This is a genomic window from Nocardia sp. NPDC004582 (assembly GCF_053602115.1).
Map to the genome: position 1 here is coordinate 68,238 of NZ_JBSGCY010000001.1, position 20,427 is coordinate 88,664.

The 20,427-nt window shown below is 69.5% G+C and carries 8 protein-coding genes; 4 read left to right on the top strand and 4 right to left on the bottom strand.

Annotated elements, in window-relative coordinates:
- Positions 1–48 precede the first annotated feature (48 nt).
- Complete coding sequence (locus ACWELJ_RS00325) at positions 49–855, top strand: LLM class flavin-dependent oxidoreductase (RefSeq protein WP_452364001.1); 807 nt, start codon at positions 49–51, stop codon at positions 853–855.
- 82 nt (positions 856–937) lie between these two features.
- Entirely contained in the window at positions 938–2,212 is a 1,275-nt protein-coding gene (locus ACWELJ_RS00330) for an FAD-dependent oxidoreductase (protein WP_452364002.1), read from the top strand.
- Here the strand turns inward: ACWELJ_RS00330 and ACWELJ_RS00335 are convergent.
- Together ACWELJ_RS00335 and ACWELJ_RS00340 are read right to left on the bottom strand one after the other, a co-directional pair.
- Entirely contained in the window at positions 2,180–3,544 is a 1,365-nt protein-coding gene (locus tag ACWELJ_RS00335) for a cytochrome P450 (RefSeq protein ID WP_452364003.1), read from the bottom strand. The genes ACWELJ_RS00330 and ACWELJ_RS00335 overlap by 33 nt on opposite strands.
- A 98-nt stretch (positions 3,545–3,642) precedes the next feature.
- Positions 3,643–4,281 carry a hypothetical protein gene (locus tag ACWELJ_RS00340; RefSeq protein ID WP_452364004.1) on the bottom strand — a complete coding sequence of 213 codons (639 nt, stop codon included), beginning with the start codon at positions 4,279–4,281 and terminating at the stop codon, positions 3,643–3,645.
- Between the two features lie 394 nt (positions 4,282–4,675).
- Here ACWELJ_RS00340 and ACWELJ_RS00345 point away from each other — a divergent pair, with 394 nt between their 5' ends.
- Positions 4,676–4,873, top strand: a complete 198-nt coding sequence (locus tag ACWELJ_RS00345) for a hypothetical protein (protein ID WP_452364079.1) — start codon at positions 4,676–4,678, stop codon at positions 4,871–4,873.
- On the opposite strand, the gene ACWELJ_RS00350 is transcribed toward ACWELJ_RS00345, so the two are convergent.
- Positions 4,779–5,156, bottom strand: coding sequence for an NAD(P)H-binding protein (locus ACWELJ_RS00350; protein WP_452364005.1), 378 nt, complete (start codon positions 5,154–5,156; stop codon positions 4,779–4,781). The genes ACWELJ_RS00345 and ACWELJ_RS00350 overlap by 95 nt on opposite strands.
- Positions 5,157–5,238: 82 nt before the next feature.
- A complete protein-coding gene (locus tag ACWELJ_RS00355) occupies positions 5,239–6,000 on the bottom strand; it encodes an SDR family NAD(P)-dependent oxidoreductase (RefSeq protein ID WP_452364006.1) in 762 nt (253 codons plus the stop codon).
- A gap of 750 nt (positions 6,001–6,750) precedes the next feature.
- Here ACWELJ_RS00355 and ACWELJ_RS00360 point away from each other — a divergent pair.
- A complete protein-coding gene (locus ACWELJ_RS00360) occupies positions 6,751–20,412 on the top strand; it encodes an SDR family NAD(P)-dependent oxidoreductase (RefSeq protein WP_452364007.1) in 13,662 nt (4,553 codons plus the stop codon).
- Positions 20,413–20,427: the final 15 nt, after the last annotated feature.

A 20,427-nucleotide genomic window follows, 5' to 3' on the forward strand; every position in this document is an offset into this window, starting at 1 on the left:
CATAACGTGGATCGCGTACCAACCGCTCAGGGAAATTGGAGGCCTTCGGTGGCTATTCGGATCGGCGTATTTCTGCCCACGTCGGGACCGCACAACACGGGCGCCGGGCCACGCGAGGTCCGCGACAGCGCGCGGGCGGCCGAGGCCGCGGGGCTCGAATCACTGTGGGCCACCGACCACCTCGTCGCCAGTCAGCCGATGCTCGACAGTACGGTCGCGCTCAGCACCGCGGCGGCGGTGACCGATCGGATCCGGGTCGGATTCGGCGCGATGCTGGTGGCGCTGCGGCCGGTTGCCTGGGCCGCCAAGGAGATCGGCACGCTGCAGCAGGTGTCCGATGGGCGTCTACTGCTGGGGATCGGGACCGGCAACCCGGCGCACGGGGATATCGGGTGGCGAGCGGCGGGTGCGCCGTTCGCGGAACGGGGAGTGCGCACCGATCGGGCGCTCGCGGTGCTGCCGGGGTTGATCAGTGGCGAGCCGACGACACTGGATGACGACCTCGCCGTCACGCTGTCGCCGGGTGCTCCGGTACCGCCGATTCTGATCGCGGGCAACAGCGCTCGGGCTCGTCGCCGGGCCGCCGAGCACGGTGATGCCTGGATGCCGATCAACCCGGGCCTCGACCGCCTGCCCGGCTTGCTGACCGAGTTGAAGGACCTCGCCGAGCAGCATGGACGGCGGACTCCCACGGTGACGGTCGTCGCCCCCGCACTCTCCACGGATCCCCGTCAGGCCGTGGACGAATTGGCCGCCTACGAGACCGTCGGCGTCGAGCGGGTGGTACTGGCTCCGACCGGCGCGGACTGGCGGAGCGACTTCGCCTTCGCCGCCGACGTGCGCGCCCTCCAGTAGCGCCGCCCGCGGGAACATTCGTCCTATACCCGGGGCGGGTGGGCGATGGATAGTTGGAACCTCGTCCACCAGGAGGTGTTTCGTGCGGATTCTTGTCTCAGGGGCCGGCGTCGCGGGTCCGGCATCGGCGTATTGGCTGACCAGGCACGGCTTTTCGGTCACGGTGGTCGAGCGGGCGGCGTCGTTGCGCAAGACCGGTGGGCATGCGGTGGATCTGTTTCGGCCCGCCATGGACATCTCCGAGCGGATGGGAGTGCTGGATCGGATCGAGGAGTGCGCTACCGGGACCGCACGGTTGACGTTGCGGGCGGAGGGGGCGCGGCGGCCGGTGCGGGTGGATCTCGGCAAGATCTTCAGCGCCGCCTCCGATCGGCATGTCGAGATCATGCGGGATGATCTGAGCGAGATCTATTACGACGCGACATGTGGCGACGTCGAGTACCTGTTCGGGGATTCGATCACCGCGCTCTCCCCCGACGGCGAGGTTCGGTTCGAGAAGGCCGCCGCGCGCCGGTTCGACCTGGTTATCGGCGCGGATGGTTTGCATTCCACGGTCCGGCGGCTGGCCTTCGGCGACCGGCCCGGTTCCAGCACGTTCATCGGCGCCTACCTGGGTGTGCTGACCCTGCGCGAGCCCGCCCCGGTCGCGGGTGAGCTGCTCATTCATGTCGGCGTCGGCCGGACCGCGGGAATGTACGGCACCCGGCATCCCGGCGAGGCGCGAGCGCTGTTCCTGTTCCGTAGTGAGCGGGAACTCGACTACCACTACCGCGATATCGCCCGGCAGAAAGATCTGCTGCGCAACGCCTTCGAGGGCATGCACCCGGACGTGGATCACTGGCTGACCGAGCTCGACACCACCCCGGCCTTCTACTTCGACTCGATCACTCAAATCCACCCGGACACCTGGTCCCGTGGCCGGGTGACCCTCGTCGGCGACGCGGGCTACTGCCCCGGCCCGGCCGTGGGCGGCAGCACCACCCTGGCCGTCGTCGGCGCCTACGTCCTAGCCGGCGAACTGGCGCGAGCGGGCGGCGACCACGAACGCGCCTTCGCCGCATACGAACGCGTGATGGCACCTCATATCCAGCGCGGCCGGGCCGCCGCCCGCAGCGCCGCGAAAACTCTTGTCCCAACCTCCCGTCTCGGAATCACCGGACTGACTCGAGGCGCCCGCCTGCTCTCAGCCCTGCCCGCCCGCCCCCGCCGAGCGCTGCTGCGCCGCGCCGGCAAGACCGGCCGCCTCTACAGCTCCATGACCGTCGACGACTACGGGTCGTCGACTCCCGTGCGGACGTTCCAGCCGCTCGGCGATGTCGCCGGGTCAGCCCCGGCGCCGAAGGGTCACCGGCAGTGAGTCCTTCGGCAGCGGGGTGGCGCTCATGTCGAGGGGCATGATGTAGTCCTGCGGGACTTCCCATTCGAAGCCGCGCAGCAGCTGGTGCAGGACCATCTTGATCTCGAGGCTCGCGAAGTGCTGGCCGAGGCATTTGTGCGGGCCGCCGCCGAAGGGAGCCCAGGCCATGCGATGCGCCTTGTGCTCGGCGCGGTCGTCGCTGAAGCGTTCCGGGTCGAATTCCTCCGGCCGCGACCAGATGTCGGGGAGATGATGGTTGACCAGCGTCGGGACGATCACCAGCGCACCCTCGGGAACGAAGTAGCCGCACACGTCGGTGTCGCGCACCGCTACGCGCGGCTCGATCTGGATCGGCGTGCACAGGCGGGTCGTCTCCTTGACGATCCAGTCCAGTTCGGTCAGATCGGCGAGCTCGTCGTAGCCGAGTTCGTGCGGTAGCTCGAGTGAGCGGACCCGGGCGCGTTTCTGCCAGTCGGAGTGCTTGGCCAGGTTGTAGACGATGTTGGCCAGGGTGCCGGTGGTGGTGTCGTGCGCGGCGGCCAGCAGGAAGACCATGTGGTTCACGACGTCCTCGTCGGTGAAGCGCTCACCGTCCTCGCCGGTGGTGTGGCACAGCACCGACAGCAGGTCGGTGCCCTGCTGCGCGCGGGCGGCCGTGATCCGTTCGGCGAGGAACACTTCGAGGGTGCGGCGGCCCCGCAGGCCCTTCTTCCACCGGCTGCCGGGCAGCGGCACCCGCACCATCGCCCCGCCCGCGTGCAGGAGCTCCGTGATGGCGCGGCTGATCCGGTCGGCCTCCGCGCGCGGCAGCCGCGCACCCATGAAGACCTCCAGGGCCACGTCGAGGGTCAGCTGCTCCAACCGCTTGTGCATCAGCACCGGGTTGCGGTCGGCCACACTGCCTTCCGGCAGCTCCGCGATGTGGCGCTCCACGACGCGGTGCAGGGCTTCCAGGTAGGAGGTGAGCGCCGAGCGCCCGAAGGCCTGCTGCATGATCGCGCGGTGGGCCTTGTGCTCGTCGAAGTCGAGCATCAACAGGCCGCGGTCGAAGAACGGCCCGTTGAGCGGCTTCCACGCCGGCCCATTGGCGAACACCCGGTCCCGGTTCATCAGGACCTGCTGGGCCGCGTCGAGACCGGAGGCGATGATCCACCGGCTGCCGAACATGTTCAGCACATGCACCGGGCCGTAGGTGTCGCGGTCCTCCCGGGCGGCGGCGTGCGGGTCGCGGCGCTGGCGCCGCAGCTGCGAGATCCAGTTCGTTGCCGGCCCGCTGATCCGCTGGAGCTCGCTGCCCGTCGGTGGTGCTGCGACGAATTGTGTTCTGGGCAAAGCAAACCCCTCCTGCGTAACAAACGACAATGCCGAAAGTTACCTGCAGAGCAGGGGCCACACTACTCTTCGGGCGATATCGCCGAATCCACCTGCGCTTACCGCAGATTGGCCACGACGTCGGCGGCGATCGCCTTCGCCGCCTCCTCCGACGCGGCCGCGCTGGTCCAGTCGTTGAACACGACGTCCACGACGGCGTTCCCCGAACGCAGGATGAGCCGCGCGTCGGACCGGCCCGGAATCGCCTTCGGGCTGCCGCTGACCAGGACGGCCGACTGCACCTTCGCCCCGAGTTCGGTGGGGCTGATCTCGGTGGACTTCGAGTCGTTGAGCTGCGCCAGATACGCGTCGGCGAGCGAGCCGTGGGCCCGGGCGTACATCGCCGGCGCGTTGGCGGCCATGCGCAGGACCACCTGGATGCCGACCGGATGGGTCATGGAATCGACCGTCGTCCAGCTCGGCGTGTGGGTGACCTCGTCGGGGTTGAGCGTCATCGTCGGGGTGCGTTTACAGGGCGCCCCGGGGGTGTATCGGCTCAGCAGCGCGGCCGATACCAGCGTGCACTCATCGCTGGTGTCATGGTAGGTCGGCCCGCCGGCCGCGTCGTCGGAGGAGCCGGACTTCACCAGGAATACCGCACCGGCCGCGATCGCCACTCCCAGCACCACCGCCGCGACAATCCACACCCGCTTGGACCGAGGCTGTCCCTGCCGCACCGGGGACGTCACCGCACTCACCAACCCGCTCCGATCTAGAGAACTCAGCTGGTCAGAGACCATACCCCACCGCAACCCACCCGCTACACGCGGCAACCCGCACGTCGCGGATGAAAGCGCCTGACGGCCAAGCGAATTGATCGACATCGGCAACCCATCGCGGCCGCGACTCCGAGCCATCGGCACCCGGCCGCGGCTACGGGCAGGTGCAGTCGCCCTGGAGCAAGAGCCCGGAGAACGAGCCGGCGCCGGCGGCGCGGAGCGGAACGAGCGGTCACGCGAGTTCCCCGCGACATAGCACTCGACATCCCGGCTGGTCAAGGGCATATAAATCGGAATTCGCAGCGACTGGACCAGCGCCCGGAGTAGCGTCCGGTCAATGAGCGCATGCGAGGTTTGCGGTAATGATTACGCGATGCCGATCGTCGTCGAAGCTCAGGGAGTGCGGCACACCTTCGACTGCTTCGAATGTGCGATCCACCGGATGGCACCCATCTGCGAGCACTGCAACTGCAAGATCATCGGTCACGGCGTGGAGTCGGAAGGCCGGTTCTTCTGCTGCGTGCACTGCGCGGTATCCGAGGGCGCGATAGGTCTGGTCGACCACATCTGAAAGGTTGATAACCACAACGGTGGGCGGTTCCCGCGGAATAGACGGTGGTGGGTCCGCGCCCGGCAGCGCCGAGCGTGGAGATCACCGCATCCTGCTCGCCGAACCGTCCGGCGAGCGAGCCGGGCAAGGTCGGATCGGCGACGATCACGGTCGATCCCGGTGCGGGAGTGAAACTTCCGGCCCGCCGGACGATCGCGGTGACGCGGTGCCCCCGGGCCAGGGCGCGATCGACAACAACCCGGCCGGTGCGCCCGGCGGCGCCGATGACGGCGATCGCGGCCATCAGTGTGCGGCCGGTCGAGTGGTGGGGTCGATGGCGTCCATGAAGTTCTCCTTCGGAATCGCTGGTGTGGATCGGATTTCGGTCAGGCGAGCAGCGCCAGTGCGGCGCGCCGAGGCAGCAGCCGCAAGGCGAGGGTGAAGAGCCGATTGGCGCGACTGGTGAGCACCACTGGTCCGGTGTTGCCGGACAGGGCTTTCCGGGCGCTGTCCACCACCTGCCGTGGTGACTGGACCAGCCAGGCCGGAACATCGGTGGCAGTCTGCGCAGCGGTGGTGGTGACGCCCGGGCACAGGGCCATGACATGCACCCCGCGTGATTTCTGTTCGTGCCACAGGGTTTCGGAGAATGCGATGACGAAGGATTTCGACGCGCTGTAGACGCCCGTGCCGGGTTTCGGGGTGCGCCCCAGGGTGGAAGCCACATTCACCAGCGCACTGCCCGGGGCGGCACTACCGAGAAAGGCATGCGCCAGAACGAGAACGGCCTTGCAGTTGAGATCCATGGTGGTGAGCGCCGATTCGAGTGACTGCTCGGCGAAATCGCCGTGCGAGGCGGTTCCGGCATTATTGATCAGCAGGGTGTATCCGCCGCCCCTGAGCAGTTCCGCGGTCACCCGCAATCCTTCCTCGGTGGCGAGATCGGCGATGAGATAGTCATGCCCCGCACCGAGTTCGGCCATCAAGGCCTCGAGACCTTCGGCTCCACGAGCCACCGCGGTCACCGAATACCCTTCCGCCGCCAGCGATACCGCGAAGGCGCGCCCGATTCCGGCGCTAGCCCCGGTGACCAGCGCTCTCATCGCCCGGCCGGCGGGCCGAGCAGGGTCGGTGGTGGTCACAGACATGGCGGAAGCCCCTCACACTATTCTCTGCTCAGAAGATTTATCTTCTTTTATGCGTTCTCTTCGTTACGGCAGAGACTACGAGCGAGGGCGACGCCTTGTCAACACCCGGACACCAAAGGATCCCGGGCGACGATCGGCCGAGATTCTCCGAGTCAATTACCTTGAGCGGCAACGGCTGCCGCGGCGGCACCATAGGTGATGAACTGTCACGAATCAATGGCAAGCCGAAATGCGATACGGCACAGAACTAGCCAAGCGTCCGGTTCTACTCTCAGGTAAGCTACCGACCGGTAGTCGATTCAGGTTACGATCCAGCGTGGGCTCGATGGACGGTCCGACAGGCAGGTCGGGCGCAGCAAGGCAGGGTAGGGTGCAGGTGTTGATCAGCCGGTCGTGGTTGCCATTCGCTGTGGGGAGCGGCGTGATATCGATGGGCCGCGCCGGACTGAATTCGAATACCGTTGCGCGCGAATCGATGTGGGGCATCGCATCGTAGCCAACTCGCGGGGTGCGCTCCCGCACATCGCTTCTCGGGGGGATTCGAGTTGCCGAGGAGGCTCTGTGTCCGACATTGCCACTGCTGTGAATATCCCAGCGGAACGCTGGAGCCATCGCCGTCACCTCTTCGGCGTCCCGCCCGGTCTGGCAGCCTCGAAAAATCTCTAAAGCTCTTGGTGTAGTACACATTTCACACACGCGCGGTGCTGAGGCGCGCAGGTGCGTGCTCGTCGTGAGGAAGGTTCTCGAGTGGTGACCCGATCAGATTTCCCCGTAGCTGTCGTAGGAATGGCGTGCCGGCTGCCGGGAGTTGCTGATCTCGACGGTTTCTGGCGGCTGCTCGGCGAGGGACGCGCCACCGTCGGCGCCGCCCCGGCGGCGCGCGCGCATCTCGGCGAACGCGCGAGTTTCCTCGATTCGGTGAGCGATTTCGACGCGGAGTTCTTCGGCATCGCCCCCACCGAGGCCCGATCGATCGATCCACAGCAATTGCTCGCCTTGGAGCTGAGCTGGGAGGCCCTCGAAGACGCGGGGCTGGCCGCGGTGGCCCGCGAATCGCGCCGGGGCGGGGTATTTCTCGGTTGCACCGCCGGTGACTTCGCGGAACTCGTCACGGCCGCCGAGGGTCCCGGCATCACGCGCCACTCCCTGTGGGGCGCGACGCGCGGAATCATCGCCAACCGGGTTTCCAACTATTTCGGTTTCACCGGTCCCAGCCTCTTGGTCGACAGCGCTCAGGCCTCCTCACTCGTCGCGGTGCACCTGGCGTGCGAGAGCCTGCGGGCGGGCGAGACCGATATCGCGTTGGCCGGTGGCGTCAATCTGATCCTCTCCCCGACCAGTGGCGAACGGATCGAACACTTCGGTGCGCACTCGGCACAGGGGCGGTGCTACACCTTCGACTCGCGCGCGGACGGATTCGTGCGCGGCGAAGGCGGTGGCGTGGTCGTGCTGAAGCCGCTGGCACAGGCGATCGAGGACGGCGACCGGATTCACGCCGTCATCCGTGGCAGCGCGGTCACTACCGGCAATGAGCGGCGGGTGTTGAGCGCGCCGAGTCGCGAATCGCAGGTCGCCGCGATTCGCGCCGCGCTCGAGGCGGCCGATGTGCCCGCCGATTCCGTGCAGTACGTCGAATTGCACGGCACGGGAACGCCGGCGGGCGACCCGGTCGAGGCCGCCGCGCTCGGCGCGGCCTACGGCTCCGATCGCGAGCCGAATTCGCCGCTGGCGGTGGGGTCGGTCAAGACGAATGTCGGCCATCTGGAGGGCGCTGCCGGGATCATCGGCCTCATCAAGACCGCGCTGTGCCTGCGGCACCACGAACTCGTGGCCAGCCTCAACTTCGAGCGGCCCAATCCGGCGATTCCCCTGGATGATCTGCGCTTGCGTGTGGTCAGCGCACCGGAGCGGTGGGCCGCGACCACCATCCGGCGGGCGGGCGTCTCCGCGTTCGGTATGGGCGGTTCGAACGTGCACGTGATCCTCGACGAGGCTCCGATCGCGGACATCGCGACCACCATCGAGCCCGAAGACGCCGGCGAGGTGCCGATCGTGCTCTCCGCGCGCGATGCGGCCGGGCTGCGCGCGCAAGCGAGCCGCCTGCGTGACTGGCTGGTGCGCCACCCGGAATTCGCCCTTGCCGATGTGGCGTATTCACTGCTCACCGCCCGCGCCCAGATGCCTTGGCGGGCAGACTTTTCCGTGTCGAGCCGCGAGGAACTGCTGGTCGAGCTGGGAGCGCTCGCCGAGCACGGCGGCGGTTCGGACCGCACCGGACTGCCGGTGGATTCGACGGCCCGGGCGACGGGTGTGCGGGTAGACCTGCCGCCGTACGCATTTCGCCGCCAAGAGCCCTCGACGGATCCCGAGTCCGTCGTGTCGCCGCCGGTAGCGCCCGCCCGGGTGGAACGGACTCGCGATGCCGGTGACGACACCGGCCATCATGTGCCCGCCGACAGCGTCCTGGCGCACCAACTGCGAGCGATGCCCGAATATCAGCACCGCGCCGCGGTTCTCGCGGTGGTCCGCGAGCAGGCCGCCGCGGTCCTCGGGTACGAATCGGCCGAGTCGATCCGCGGCGACCTGCCGTTCACCGATCTCGGGTTCGACTCGCTCAGTGGCGTGGAACTGCAGAAACGCCTGACCCGGGCGACGGGTGTGGAATTGCCGCCCTCGCTCATCTTCGATCACCCCACCGCCACCGCGGTGGCCGACCTGCTGAGGTCACGCGCCACCGCGGCCGGTGAGCGGCGCGGCCGGGCCACGCGGCGAACCTCCTCGGAGGAGCCGATCGCGATCGTCGGCATGGGTGCGCGGTTCCCGGGCGGCATCTCCTCCGCCGAGGAGCTGTGGGACCTGGTCGCGGCGGGACGCGACGTGATCGGTGACTTCCCCGCCGATCGCGGCTGGGATCTCGATCGCCTCTACGATCCCGACGCCGACAAGGCGGGCACCGTCTACACGCGCCGGGGTGGATTCCTCAGCGGCGCAGGTGATTTCGATCCCGGATTCTTCGGGATCAGCCCGCGTGAGGCGCTGGCGATGGACCCGCAGCAGCGGGTGTTCCTCGAAACCGCGTGGGAAGCCCTCGAAGACGCCGGAATCGACCCGACCACCTTGCGCGGCAGTGATACCGGCGTCTTCGTCGGAGCCTGCGCGTCCGGGTATTCCGGTCTCGTCACCGGTGAGCTGGAGGGTTTCCGGCTGACCGGCACCTCGCACAGCGTCATCTCGGGGCGGCTCGCCTACGTCCTCGGTCTGGAGGGACCGGCGGTGACGGTGGACACCGCGTGCTCCTCCTCGCTGGTGGCGCTGCACTCGGCGTGCCAGGCCCTGCGCCGGGGCGAGAGCTCGCTGGTTCTCGCCGGCGGCGTGACCATCGCCGCGACTCCCGAGCTGTATGTGGACTTCTCCCGGCAGCGCGGGCTGTCGCGCGACGGCCGCTGCAAGGCCTTCTCCGCCGCCGCCGACGGTGTCGGCTGGTCCGAGGGATCGGGGGTGCTCGTCCTGGAGCGACTCTCCGATGCTCGCCGACTCGGGCACCACGTACTGGCCGTGGTGCGGGGCAGCGCGGTCAATCAGGACGGTGCGAGCAATGGGCTCACCGCACCCAATGGGCCGTCGCAGCAACGCGTGATCGAACAGGCCCTCGCCGACGCCGGAATCTCGGCGGCCGAGGTGGACGCCGTCGAGGCGCACGGCACCGGTACCAGGCTGGGCGATCCGATCGAGGCACAGGCGCTGATCGCCGTCTACGGTCAGGATCGCGGCGACCGGGAACCCCTGCGCATCGGTTCGCTCAAATCGAATATCGGCCATACCGTCGCCGCCGCCGGTGTCGCCGGCGTGATCAAGACCGTCCAATCGATGCGGCATGGACAACTGCCGCGCACGTTGCACGCGGAAACGCCTTCCCCGCATGTGGATTGGAACGCGGGTGCGGTACGGCTCCTCACCGAGGCCGAACCGTGGGAGCGCGGGGATCGGCCGCGCCGGGCGGGGGTGTCGTCGTTCGGGATCAGCGGAACGAACGCCCATGTGATCCTCGAGGAAGCGCCCGTCGACACGGCGACCTCGGACACCGCGCGCGGCGGCTCGGATGTCCCGAACCGGAGCGCTGTGCCGCTGGTCGTCTCGGGTAAGAGCGAGGCGGCGCTGCGCGCACAGGCCGACCGCTTGCGAACCTGGTTGTCGGAACGTCCGCGGCTGGATGTCGCCGAGGTCGCCGGTGCGCTGACTTCGACACGGGCACACCTGGATTCGCGCGCGGTGGTGTTCGGACGCGACCGGGACGAGCTGCTCGAACGGTTGCGCGCCCTCGCCGAGGCGGGCGGTGGCGCCCACATCGTCACCGGAAACCCCGTCGCGGGCCAGACCGCGTTTCTGTTCACCGGACAGGGTGCCCAGCGGGTCGGCATGGGTGGCGACCTCTACCGTGCCTTCCCGGCCTTCGCGACCGCGCTGGATGAGGTGTGCGCACACCTCGATCCGCTCCTCGGAGCGTCCTTGCGCGAGGTGATGTTCACCGATGCCACCGGCGTGCTCGATCGCACCGAATGGACGCAGCCCGCGCTCTTCGCCTTCGAAGTCGCGCTGTACCGGCTGCTGGAATCGTTCGGAACGACGCCGGATGTCCTCGTCGGCCACTCCATCGGTGAGCTGTCGGCCGCCCACGTGGCCGGAGTGCTGTCGCTGCCCGACGCCTGCGCACTCGTGGCGGCCCGCGGCCGGTTGATGGGCGGCCTTCCCGAGGGCGGGGCGATGCTCGCCGTCGCCGTCGACGAGGCCCGAGCGAACGACATCATCGCCGGACTCGATATCACTGCCGGATTCGAGGGCCGCCTCTCGCTCGCCGCGGTCAATGCCCCGGCCGCGACGGTGCTCTCCGGTGACTCCGACGCGATCGACGCCGTCGAACGAGACTTGGCCGCCGAGGGAACTCAGACCACCCGACTGCGCGTCAGCCACGCTTTCCATTCGGCGCGAATGGATCCGATGCTGGCGGAATTCCGCGCGATCGCGGAGCGCCTCACCTACCACCCGCCCCGCGTGCCCATCGTTTCCACCGTCGCCGGAGACCTGACGGGCGAGACCATCGCCACCCCCGAATACTGGGTGCGGCAGGTGCGGGACACCGTTCGATTCGCTCCCGCGATCGCCACCCTGCTCGCGAGCGGAGTGCGGCGATTCGTCGAAGTCGGACCGGATGCCATTCTCAGCGCGGCGACCGACCGGTGCCTGGCGACCGACCCGGCCATCGAGTCGTCCACCTCGGTCGTGGCCACCTCGCGACGGTCGAATGATCCAGTGCCGCAGCTGCTCGCTGCCCTGGGGCAGCTCCATGTCACCGGCGGCCCGATCGACTGGCGGCCCCTGCTGCCCACCGCTGATCAACGAATCCCGTTGCCGACCTATGCGTTCCAGCATCAGCGATTCTGGCTGCGCCCGAGTCCCGCCGCGGGCACGTCCGGTGATCACCCGATCCTGACCGGTGTCGTCGGTGTCGCGGGCACCGACGAATGGCTGTTCACCGGTCGACTGTCCCTGCGCGAACACCCGTGGATCGCCGACCACGCGGCATACGGCGTCGTGGTCGTCCCGAGCGCGGTCCTGGTGGAATTCCTGCTCGTCGCGGGGACGCGGATCGATTGCGGTGTGCTCGACGAGCTCACGTTGCAGGTTCCGATCGTGCCCGCCGACGACGATGTGATCGAACTCCAGGTCGCTGTCCGGGCTCCCGAGTCCGGGCGTCGGCCTTTCGACTTCTACTTCCGCGAGTCCGCGGACGCTCCGTGGGTGCTGAACGCGACCGGCGCACTCACACAACAGCATTCGGGTGATCCGGAGGCTGTGCGGTTGCTCGACCGGCCTTGGCCGCCCGCCGCCGAAGCGCTGGACGCGGCACGGATTCCAAGCCTGATGACCCGGGGCTCCGGGCTCGAGTACGGCCCGGCGTTCGACGGCGTCCGTGCCGTATGGCGGCAGGCGGACGCTGTCTTCTCCGAGATCACCCTGCGCACCGAGGCGAGTGCCGCGGCTTTCGGTCTGCACCCCACGCTGCTGGATATGACGGTGCACGCCGGACTCGCCGAATTGCTGTGGCGCGAACTGGATCCCGAGCCGGGCTCGGGGAGGCTGTTGTTCCGCTGGGGCGGTGCGCGGTTCCACCGGCCGATGGCCGACCGATCGGCGCGGCTGACATCGCTTCGAGTCGCCGCCGTCACGACGGGACCGGAGACCATCTCCGTCGCCGCGGTCGATTCCGCCGGCCGGCCGATCGTTTCGGTGGATGCCGTCGTCATGCGCCCGTATGACGTGCGACGTTTCTTCGAAGGGCTGTCCGAGAAGACGGCCGATCTGTATCGGGTGCGCTGGGAGCGCGCGGGCGGCGAGGTCAGCGGCGACCCGGTAACGCCCGCGGTGCTGGCCGGCACCGCGGTGCCGGGAATCGACGAGTCGTACGCCTCGGTGGAGGCGATCGCCGAGGCGGAGCGGATTCCGACCGCGGTGGCCTACCGGGTGACGCTCGGCGAACCGGCCGATATCCCTGCGACGACCCGGCGGGCCGTGCACGAGACGCTCGCCCTGCTGAATTCGTGGCTGCGCGACGAACGGCTGTCGGACGCACGGCTGGTCGTCATCACCAGCGGCGGAGTCGGAGTCGCCGACGAAACCCCCGACCTCGTCGCGGCGGCGGTGTGGGGTGTGGTGCGCACCGCGCAGTCGGAGAATCCGCAGCGCTTCGTCCTCGTCGACGAGGACCCGGCGGCACCGTTGGATGCCGAAACGCTGGTCGCCGTGGTGCGTACGGATCAACCACAGGTCGCGATTCGCGGTTCCGAGGTGCTCGTGCCGCGATTGGTTCGCGCCGAGACCGCCGACGCCGATGTCGACGCCACCCCGTTCGGAACCGGAACGGTGCTGATCACCGGCGGGACAGGCGGATTGGGCGCGTTGTTCGCCCGGCGGCTGGTGACCGAATACGGCGTCCGGAGTCTGGCGCTGACCTCCCGCCGCGGCCCCGACGCTCCCGGTGCGACGGCCCTGGCCGAGGAATTGGCGGCCCTGGGCGCCCAGGCTCGGATCATCGCCTGCGACATCGCCGACCGTGCATCGGTACGACAGCTGGTGAGCGGTCTGACCGGCGCCGAGGGAACCCCCGAGCTGAGTGCGGTGATACACGCCGCGGGTGTCCTCGACGACGGCACCATCGGTTCCCTGACGACCGAGCAGGTCGACCGGGTCTTGGCGCCGAAGGTCGCGGGCGCGTGGAATCTGCACGAAGCGACCGAGGGCATCGACCTCTCCGCCTTCGTGCTGTTCTCCTCGGTCGCGGGCGTGATCGGTTCGGCCGGGCAGGGCAATTACGCCGCCGCGAACAGCTTCCTGGACGCGCTGGCCGAGCGGCGACGCGCCGCCGGACTGGCCGCGACCTCCTTGGCGTGGGGACCCTGGGGCGAGGCGGGCGGCATGACCGGCGACCTGGACCAGGTCGCCGTCGCGCGGTGGGATCGCCTCGGACTCGGGCAGATCGAACGCGCCGAGGGCGTGCGCCTGTTCGGCGCCGCGCTCGCGCATCGGGACGCGCGGCTGGTTCCGCTTCGTTTCGATCCCACCGCACCGCGTCGCGAATCCGATCCGCGCGCACTGCCGGCGGTTCTACGCGGGTATGGCCGCCGCCCCGCCGATGTCGCCAAATCCAGTGGCGTGGCAGCGTTGGCCGCGCGGCTGGCCGAGGCGGGTTCGGACCGCAGTGCCGACCTGACCCTCGAGACGGTGCTCGCCCAGGTCGCCGCGGTACTCGGACACGATTCCGGTGCCTCGATCGATGCCGAGAAGCCGTTCCGGGAACTGGGTTTCGATTCGCTGGGCGGAGTCGATCTCCGTAATCGGCTCGGCAAGGCCACCGGTCTCTCGCTGCCCTCGACACTGGTCTTCGACTATCCGACGCCCGCGGCGGTGGCGAAGCTGGTTCAGTCCAGAATCGCGCCTACGCCGACACGAGCGGCGAAGCCGGTGACGTCGAGCCCCGCACGCACCGATGAGCCGATCGCGATCGTCGGCATGGCCTGCCGCTACCCGGGCGGCGTCGACTCCCCCGACGCACTCTGGGATCTGGTGTTCACGGGAACGGACGCCACCGGCGACTTCCCCTCCGACCGCGGCTGGGAGCTGGACCGGCTGATCGACCCGGACCCCGACCACCCGGGCACCACCTATTCGGGCCGCGGCGGATTCGTCACCGGCGCCGCCGATTTCGACGCGGGCTTCTTCGGAATCGGTCCCCGCGAGGCGGTCGCCATGGATCCGCAGCAGCGGTTGCTGCTCGAAGTGTCCTGGGAGGCGCTCGAGCACGCGGGCATCGACCCGACCTCGTTGCGCGGCAGCGACACCGGTGTCTATTCGGGCGTGATGTACCAGGACTACGAGTCGTTGACCCGCAACGCGGGTCCGGAGGTCGAGGGTTACGCGCTCACCGGATCGCTGGGCAGCGTGGTCTCGGGACGTATCGGCTACGCCCTGGGACTGGAGGGCCCCGCGCTGACGGTGGACACCGCGTGCTCGTCCTCGCTGGTGGCGCTGCATCTGGCGTGCCGTGCGCTGCGGCAGGGGGAAAGCTCGCTGGCCCTGGTCGGCGGGGCGACGGTCATGGCCACGCCCGCGGTCTTCCTCGACTTCTCCCGGCAGCGTGGTCTCGCCTCGGACGGGCGCTGCAAATCGTTCTCCGCGGCCGCCGACGGCGTGGCGTGGTCGGAGGGTGCGGCCGTGCTGGTCGTCGAACGGCTCTCGGACGCACAGCGACTCGGCCACACCGTGCTCGCGGTGGTCCGGGGCAGCGCGGTCAATCAGGACGGTGCCAGCAATGGCCTGACCGCGCCCAACGGACCGGCTCAGGAGCGGGTGATCGCCGAGGCGCTGGCCGACGCCGGCGTGACACCCGCGGAGGTGGACGCCGTCGAGGCGCACGGCACCGGAACCACCCTGGGCGACCCGATCGAGGCGCAAGCGCTGATCGCCGCCTATGGGCAGGCGCGCGGCGACCGGGATCCCCTGCGGATCGGCTCGCTCAAATCCAATATCGGGCACGCGCAGGCGGCCGCGGGCGTCGGCGGAATCATCAAGATGGTGCAGGCCATGCACCATCGCGTGCTGCCGCGCACCCTGCACGCGGAAGAGCTTTCACCGCATGTCGATTGGTCATCGGGAGCCGTGCGGGTGCTCACCGACGCGGAGCCGTGGCCCAGCGGTGACCGGCCGCGCCGCGCCGGTGTCTCGTCCTTCGGCATCAGCGGGACGAACGCGCACATCATCCTCGAGGAGCCGCCCGCGACTGTCGCCGAACCCGCTGTCGCCCCGGCGAATCCGAACGTCACCGCCCTGATGATCTCGGGGCGTTCCGAGACGGCTCTGCGTGATCAGGCCGATCGGTTGCGGCGGTGGATGGTCGAACGCCCGGCACTCGCCACGCGGGATGTCGCCGCCGCGTTGGTCGGCACCCGGGCGCGACTGGACTGGCGCGGCGGGGTCATCGGCCGCGACCGTGACGAACTACTCGCCGGATTGGCGGCCCTCGCCGACGGGCAGGCCACCACGACCGCCGTCGCGGGCACGGCGACACCGGGGCGAGTGGCGTTCCTCTTCACCGGACAGGGTGCGCAGCGCCGCGGCATGGGCGCCGGGCTGTACCGCGACTACCCGGCATTCGCCGGCGCCCTCGACGAAGTGTGCGCCGAATTCGACGGCCTGCTCGGCGGATCGCTGCGCGCGGTGATGTTCGACGCGCCCGAAAGCGGGCTGAACCGAACGGAATTCACCCAGCCCGCGCTGTTCGCCTTCGAAGTGGCCCTGTTCCGGCTGCTGGAGTCCTTCGGCGTCGTCCCGGACGTGGTCGCCGGACATTCCATCGGCGAGCTGGCCGCGGCGTATGTCGCGGGCGTGTGGTCACTGCCGGATGCGTGCGCCCTGGTAGCGGCACGCGGACGGTTGATGGGCGCTCTGCCCGAAGGCGGCGCCATGCTCGCGGTGGCCGTCGCCGAGGAGGAAGCGGTCGCGGTGGTGGCCGACTATGCCGATCGCCTGTCGGTGGCGGCGGTCAATGGGCCTGCCGCCGTGGTGCTCTCGGGCGACGAGGACGCCGTCGCCGAGGTCGACCGGCTGTTCGAGCAGCGCGGCGTCCGGACCAGTCGGCTGCGGGTCAGCCATGCGTTCCATTCGGCGCGTATGGACCCGATGCTGGCCGAATTCCGCACTGTCGCCGAAGGATTGCGCTACCGGCGGCCGCTGCTGCCGATCGTTTCGAACGTCACCGGCACCGAAGCGGGCGACGCCGTCCTCGACCCGGAATATTGGGTGGCGCAGGTGCGTGGCTGTGTACGTTTCGCACCGGGAGTGGACACCCTGATCGAGCGCGGTGTGCGCACGTTCATCGAGGTCGGCCCGGATGCGGTGCTCACCGCCATGACGGCGGCCTGTGTGGCGCGGCACCCCGAGGTGGAGTCGAAATCCATCGCGGTGGCGGCATCGCGGCGGTCGATGGACGAGCCGACCGGGTTCGTCACCGCCCTGGCGCGGGCGGACGCCGCCGGTATCCCCGTCGACTGGTCGCAGGCTCACGACCAGCCCCCTGTGCGTGTCGCCCTGCCCACCTACGCCTTCCAGCGCCAGCGCTATTGGGCCCGGCCCGTCGTGGCGAACGATGTCCGGCGTTCGGGATTGGAGGACGCCGGCCATCCGCTGCTCGGCGCGATCGTCCGGCTCCCGGGTGCGGAGCAGGTGGTGTTCACCGGACGGCTGTCGCGCAGCTCGCAGCCCTGGCTCGAAGACCACGCGGTCGCGGGCACGGTGCTGTTGCCCGGCGCGGCCCTGGCGGAGCTCGCGCTCCATGCCGGTGCGGTCACCGGGCGGCCGCGTCTGGCCGAACTGGTGATCGAGGCGCCGCTGCCGATACCGGCGGACGCGGGTGTCCAGCTGCGCCTGGTGGCGGGTGCGCCTGACGACTCGAACAGCGTTACGGCACAGATCTATTCGCGAATCGAGAACGCCGGACCGGACGACGAATCGCCGTGGGTGCGGCACGCCTCCGCGACCCTCACCGATGACACGTTCGCACCGCTGAACCCGGGTGGCGCAGATTGGCCGCCCGCGGACGCCACGGCGATCGCCGTCGAAGACGGCTACGCGGCACTGGAGGAACGCGGCTACCGATACGGACCCGCCTTCCGGGGTGTGCGGTCGTTGTGGGCGCGTACCGGTGCGGCGTTCGCCGAGATCGCACTGCCGGATTCGGTACGCGACCAGGCCGGGGAGTTCGGGATGCACCCCGCCCTCCTGGATTCGGCGCTGCACACGATCCTGCTCGGCGGCCTGATTCCAGCGCCGCCGAATGGGTCGGTCGCCGTGCCGTTCTCCTGGGAACACGTCGACCTGCGCGGCGCCGGATCGAACGCGCTTCGGGTGCATGCGAGGGTCTCGGACTCCGGCGCCGAGCGCATCACCGTGACCTTCACCGACCAGGCCGGGACGCCGCTGGGTGCGGTGGGGGCACTGAGCCTGCGTGCGATCGCGGCGGGCGCGCTCACCGAATCCCCGCGCGACAGCCTCGGTTATCACGTCGATTGGGTGGCCCGGCCGCGACCGGACGGCGGCGCCGTGGATGTCGTCTGGGACGACACCGCACCCGGCGCGGACTACGAAGTCGCCACCATCGGCGGTCGCAGACACGTGGTCGCCGCCATCGAACCGGTGACCGGGCCGAGTCTCCCGGAATCGGTGCGCCGGACGGTCATCGACTTCGCCGCGCGAGTGCGGCGACTGCTGGATGGTGATGATCCCGTCGTGGTCGTCACCCGCCGGGCGGTCGCGGCCGAGGCCGGTGACCACGTCGATCCGGCGAGCGCCGCGGTGTGGGGCCTGCTCCGCACCGCGCAGAGCGAGCACCCGGACCGGATCAGGCTCGTGGACGTCGGCGGGAACCATGCCCATCGCGCCGTCGTGGAGTACGCGGCGGCGATCGCCGACGAAACCCAGCTGGCTGTGCGGGGTGCGGCGGTGTACGTCCCGCGAGTCACCCGTGACTCCGGCGCCCTGACCGCCCCCGACGGCGAGGCCTGGGCGCTGACCCTCCGCGACCAGGGAACCCTGGCCCCGGAGAACTTCGGGCTCGACGAAACCACGGGCGCGACAGCCACTCTCGAACCGGGCCAGGTCCGGGTGAGTATGCGAGCGGTGGGCCTGAACTTCCGCGATGTGCTCATGGCGTTGGGCACCTATCCGGATCCGCTCGGCCGGATCGGCGGCGAGGGCGCGGGCGTCGTGCTCGAAGTCGCGGCCGATGTCACCGAATTCGCCGTCGGTGACCGCGTTTTCGGATTCACGCCCGGTATGGGTTCGGTTGTGGTGGTGGACCGGCGACTGCTCGCACCGATGCCTCGGGGCTGGTCGTTCGCACAGGCCGCCGCCGTTCCGATCGTGTACGCGACCGCCTACTACGGTCTGGTCGACCTCGCCGGCGCCCGGTCCGGTGAGACGCTGCTGCTGCACGCGGCGACCGGCGGCGTCGGCATGGCGGCGGTGCAACTCGCCCGCCACCTGGGGCTGCGCGTCCTGGCGACGGCGAGCACACCCAAATGGAACGTCCTGCGCGACATGGGTTTCGACGATTCGGATATCGCCGACTCCCGGACCTTGGAGTTCGAACAGAAGTTCCTGGAGCGCACCGACGGCGCCGGCGTGGACATCGTGCTCGATTCGCTGGCGGGCGAATTCGTGGACGCCTCACTGCGCCTGCTCCCCCGCGGCGGCCGATTCGTCGAGATGGGCATGATCGACCGCCGCGACCCGGTCGAGGTCGGCGCGACACACCCCGGCGTGCGCTACGCCAGCTTCTTGCTGATGGAAGCGGGACCCGAGCGACTGCGGGAGATTCTGGCAGCCCTCGTGGAACTGTTCGACCGCGGCGAGCTGACGCCGTATCCGATCACCGCGTGGGATCTGCGGCGCGCGCCCGAGGCCTTCCGCCACCTCAGCCAGGCTCGGGGTGTCGGCAAGAACGTGCTGACCGTCCCGACACCGCCGCGCACCGACGGAACCGTGCTGATCACCGGCGGCACCGGCGGTTTGGGCGTGGTGGCCGCACGCCACCTCATCACCGCCCACGGTGCGCGCAGGCTCGTGCTCGCGAGTCGACGCGGCCCGGAGACGCCCGGTGCGGCGGAGACGGTCGCCGAACTCACCGCACTCGGCGCGCACGTGGAGGTCGTCGCGTGCGACGCGGCCGATCGGGCGGCGCTCGACCGGCTGCTCGCCACCATCCCCGCACAACACCCGTTGACCATGGTCGTGCACGCGGCCGGTGTGCTGGCCGACGGTCTGCTCGCCACCATGACCGACGAGCGGATCGCACAGGTCCTGCGTCCCAAGGTCGACGCCGCCTGGAATCTGCACGAGGCCACCGCGGGCACCGACCTCTCGGCCTTCGTGCTCTACTCCTCGATCGCGGGGGTGCTCGGTACGGCGGGCCAGGCCAACTACGCGGCCGCCAACACCTTCCTCGACGCCCTGGCGCACCAGCGGCGCGCCGAGGGGCTCCCCGCGACCTCCATCGCCTGGGGGCCGTGGCAGCAGAGCAGCGGTATGACCGGCGACCTGACCGAAGCCGATCTGGCTCGGCTGCGACGAGAGGGCCTGCTCCCGCTGAACGCGGACGAGGGCATGGACCTTTTCGACGCGGCGACGACCGCCGGCCGTCCCACCTCCGTGGCGGTCCGCATAGACCGCGACGCGCTGGGCGATCCGGCCGGAGTCCGCCCGATCATGCGAGCACTGTCCAAGCCCGTGGTCCGGCGCGGCCCGGCCACCGAACCGGCGACGACGGAGATCGCCGCCGATTCGGGACAGCTGGTCACTCGTCTGCTCGGTCGTTCGGCCGAGGAGCAGAAGCGGGTCCTGCTCGGGGTGATCGGCGTGCACGCCGCGGCCGTGCTCGGGCACACCGGCGCCGAGACGATGGAGCCGGACAAGCCGTTCAGCGCGATCGGGTTCGACTCGCTCGGTGTGATGGAATTCCGCAACAGGTTGAAATCGGCCGCGGGAGTGCGGTTGTCGGCCACCGCGATGTTCGATCACCCGACCCCGGCGGCCCTGGCCGAGTTCCTCCGTCAGGAGTTGGTGCCCGCCGACGCGGCCGCGCGAGCGCTCGCCGCCGACGTCGACTCACTCACCAGAAGTTTCGCCGCGGCGGAACTGACCTCGTCGGAACGTTCCGACCTGGCCAAGAAGTTGTCCGCGCTACTACGCAAGCTCGAGGACGTAGCGGCCGATCGCGGCCCACTCCACCCACCGGGAGTGGACGATGCCGGCGATCTCGAATCCGCCGACGACGACGAGCTTTTCGAATTCATCGACAGCCTCTGAGCTGATGGACCAGGA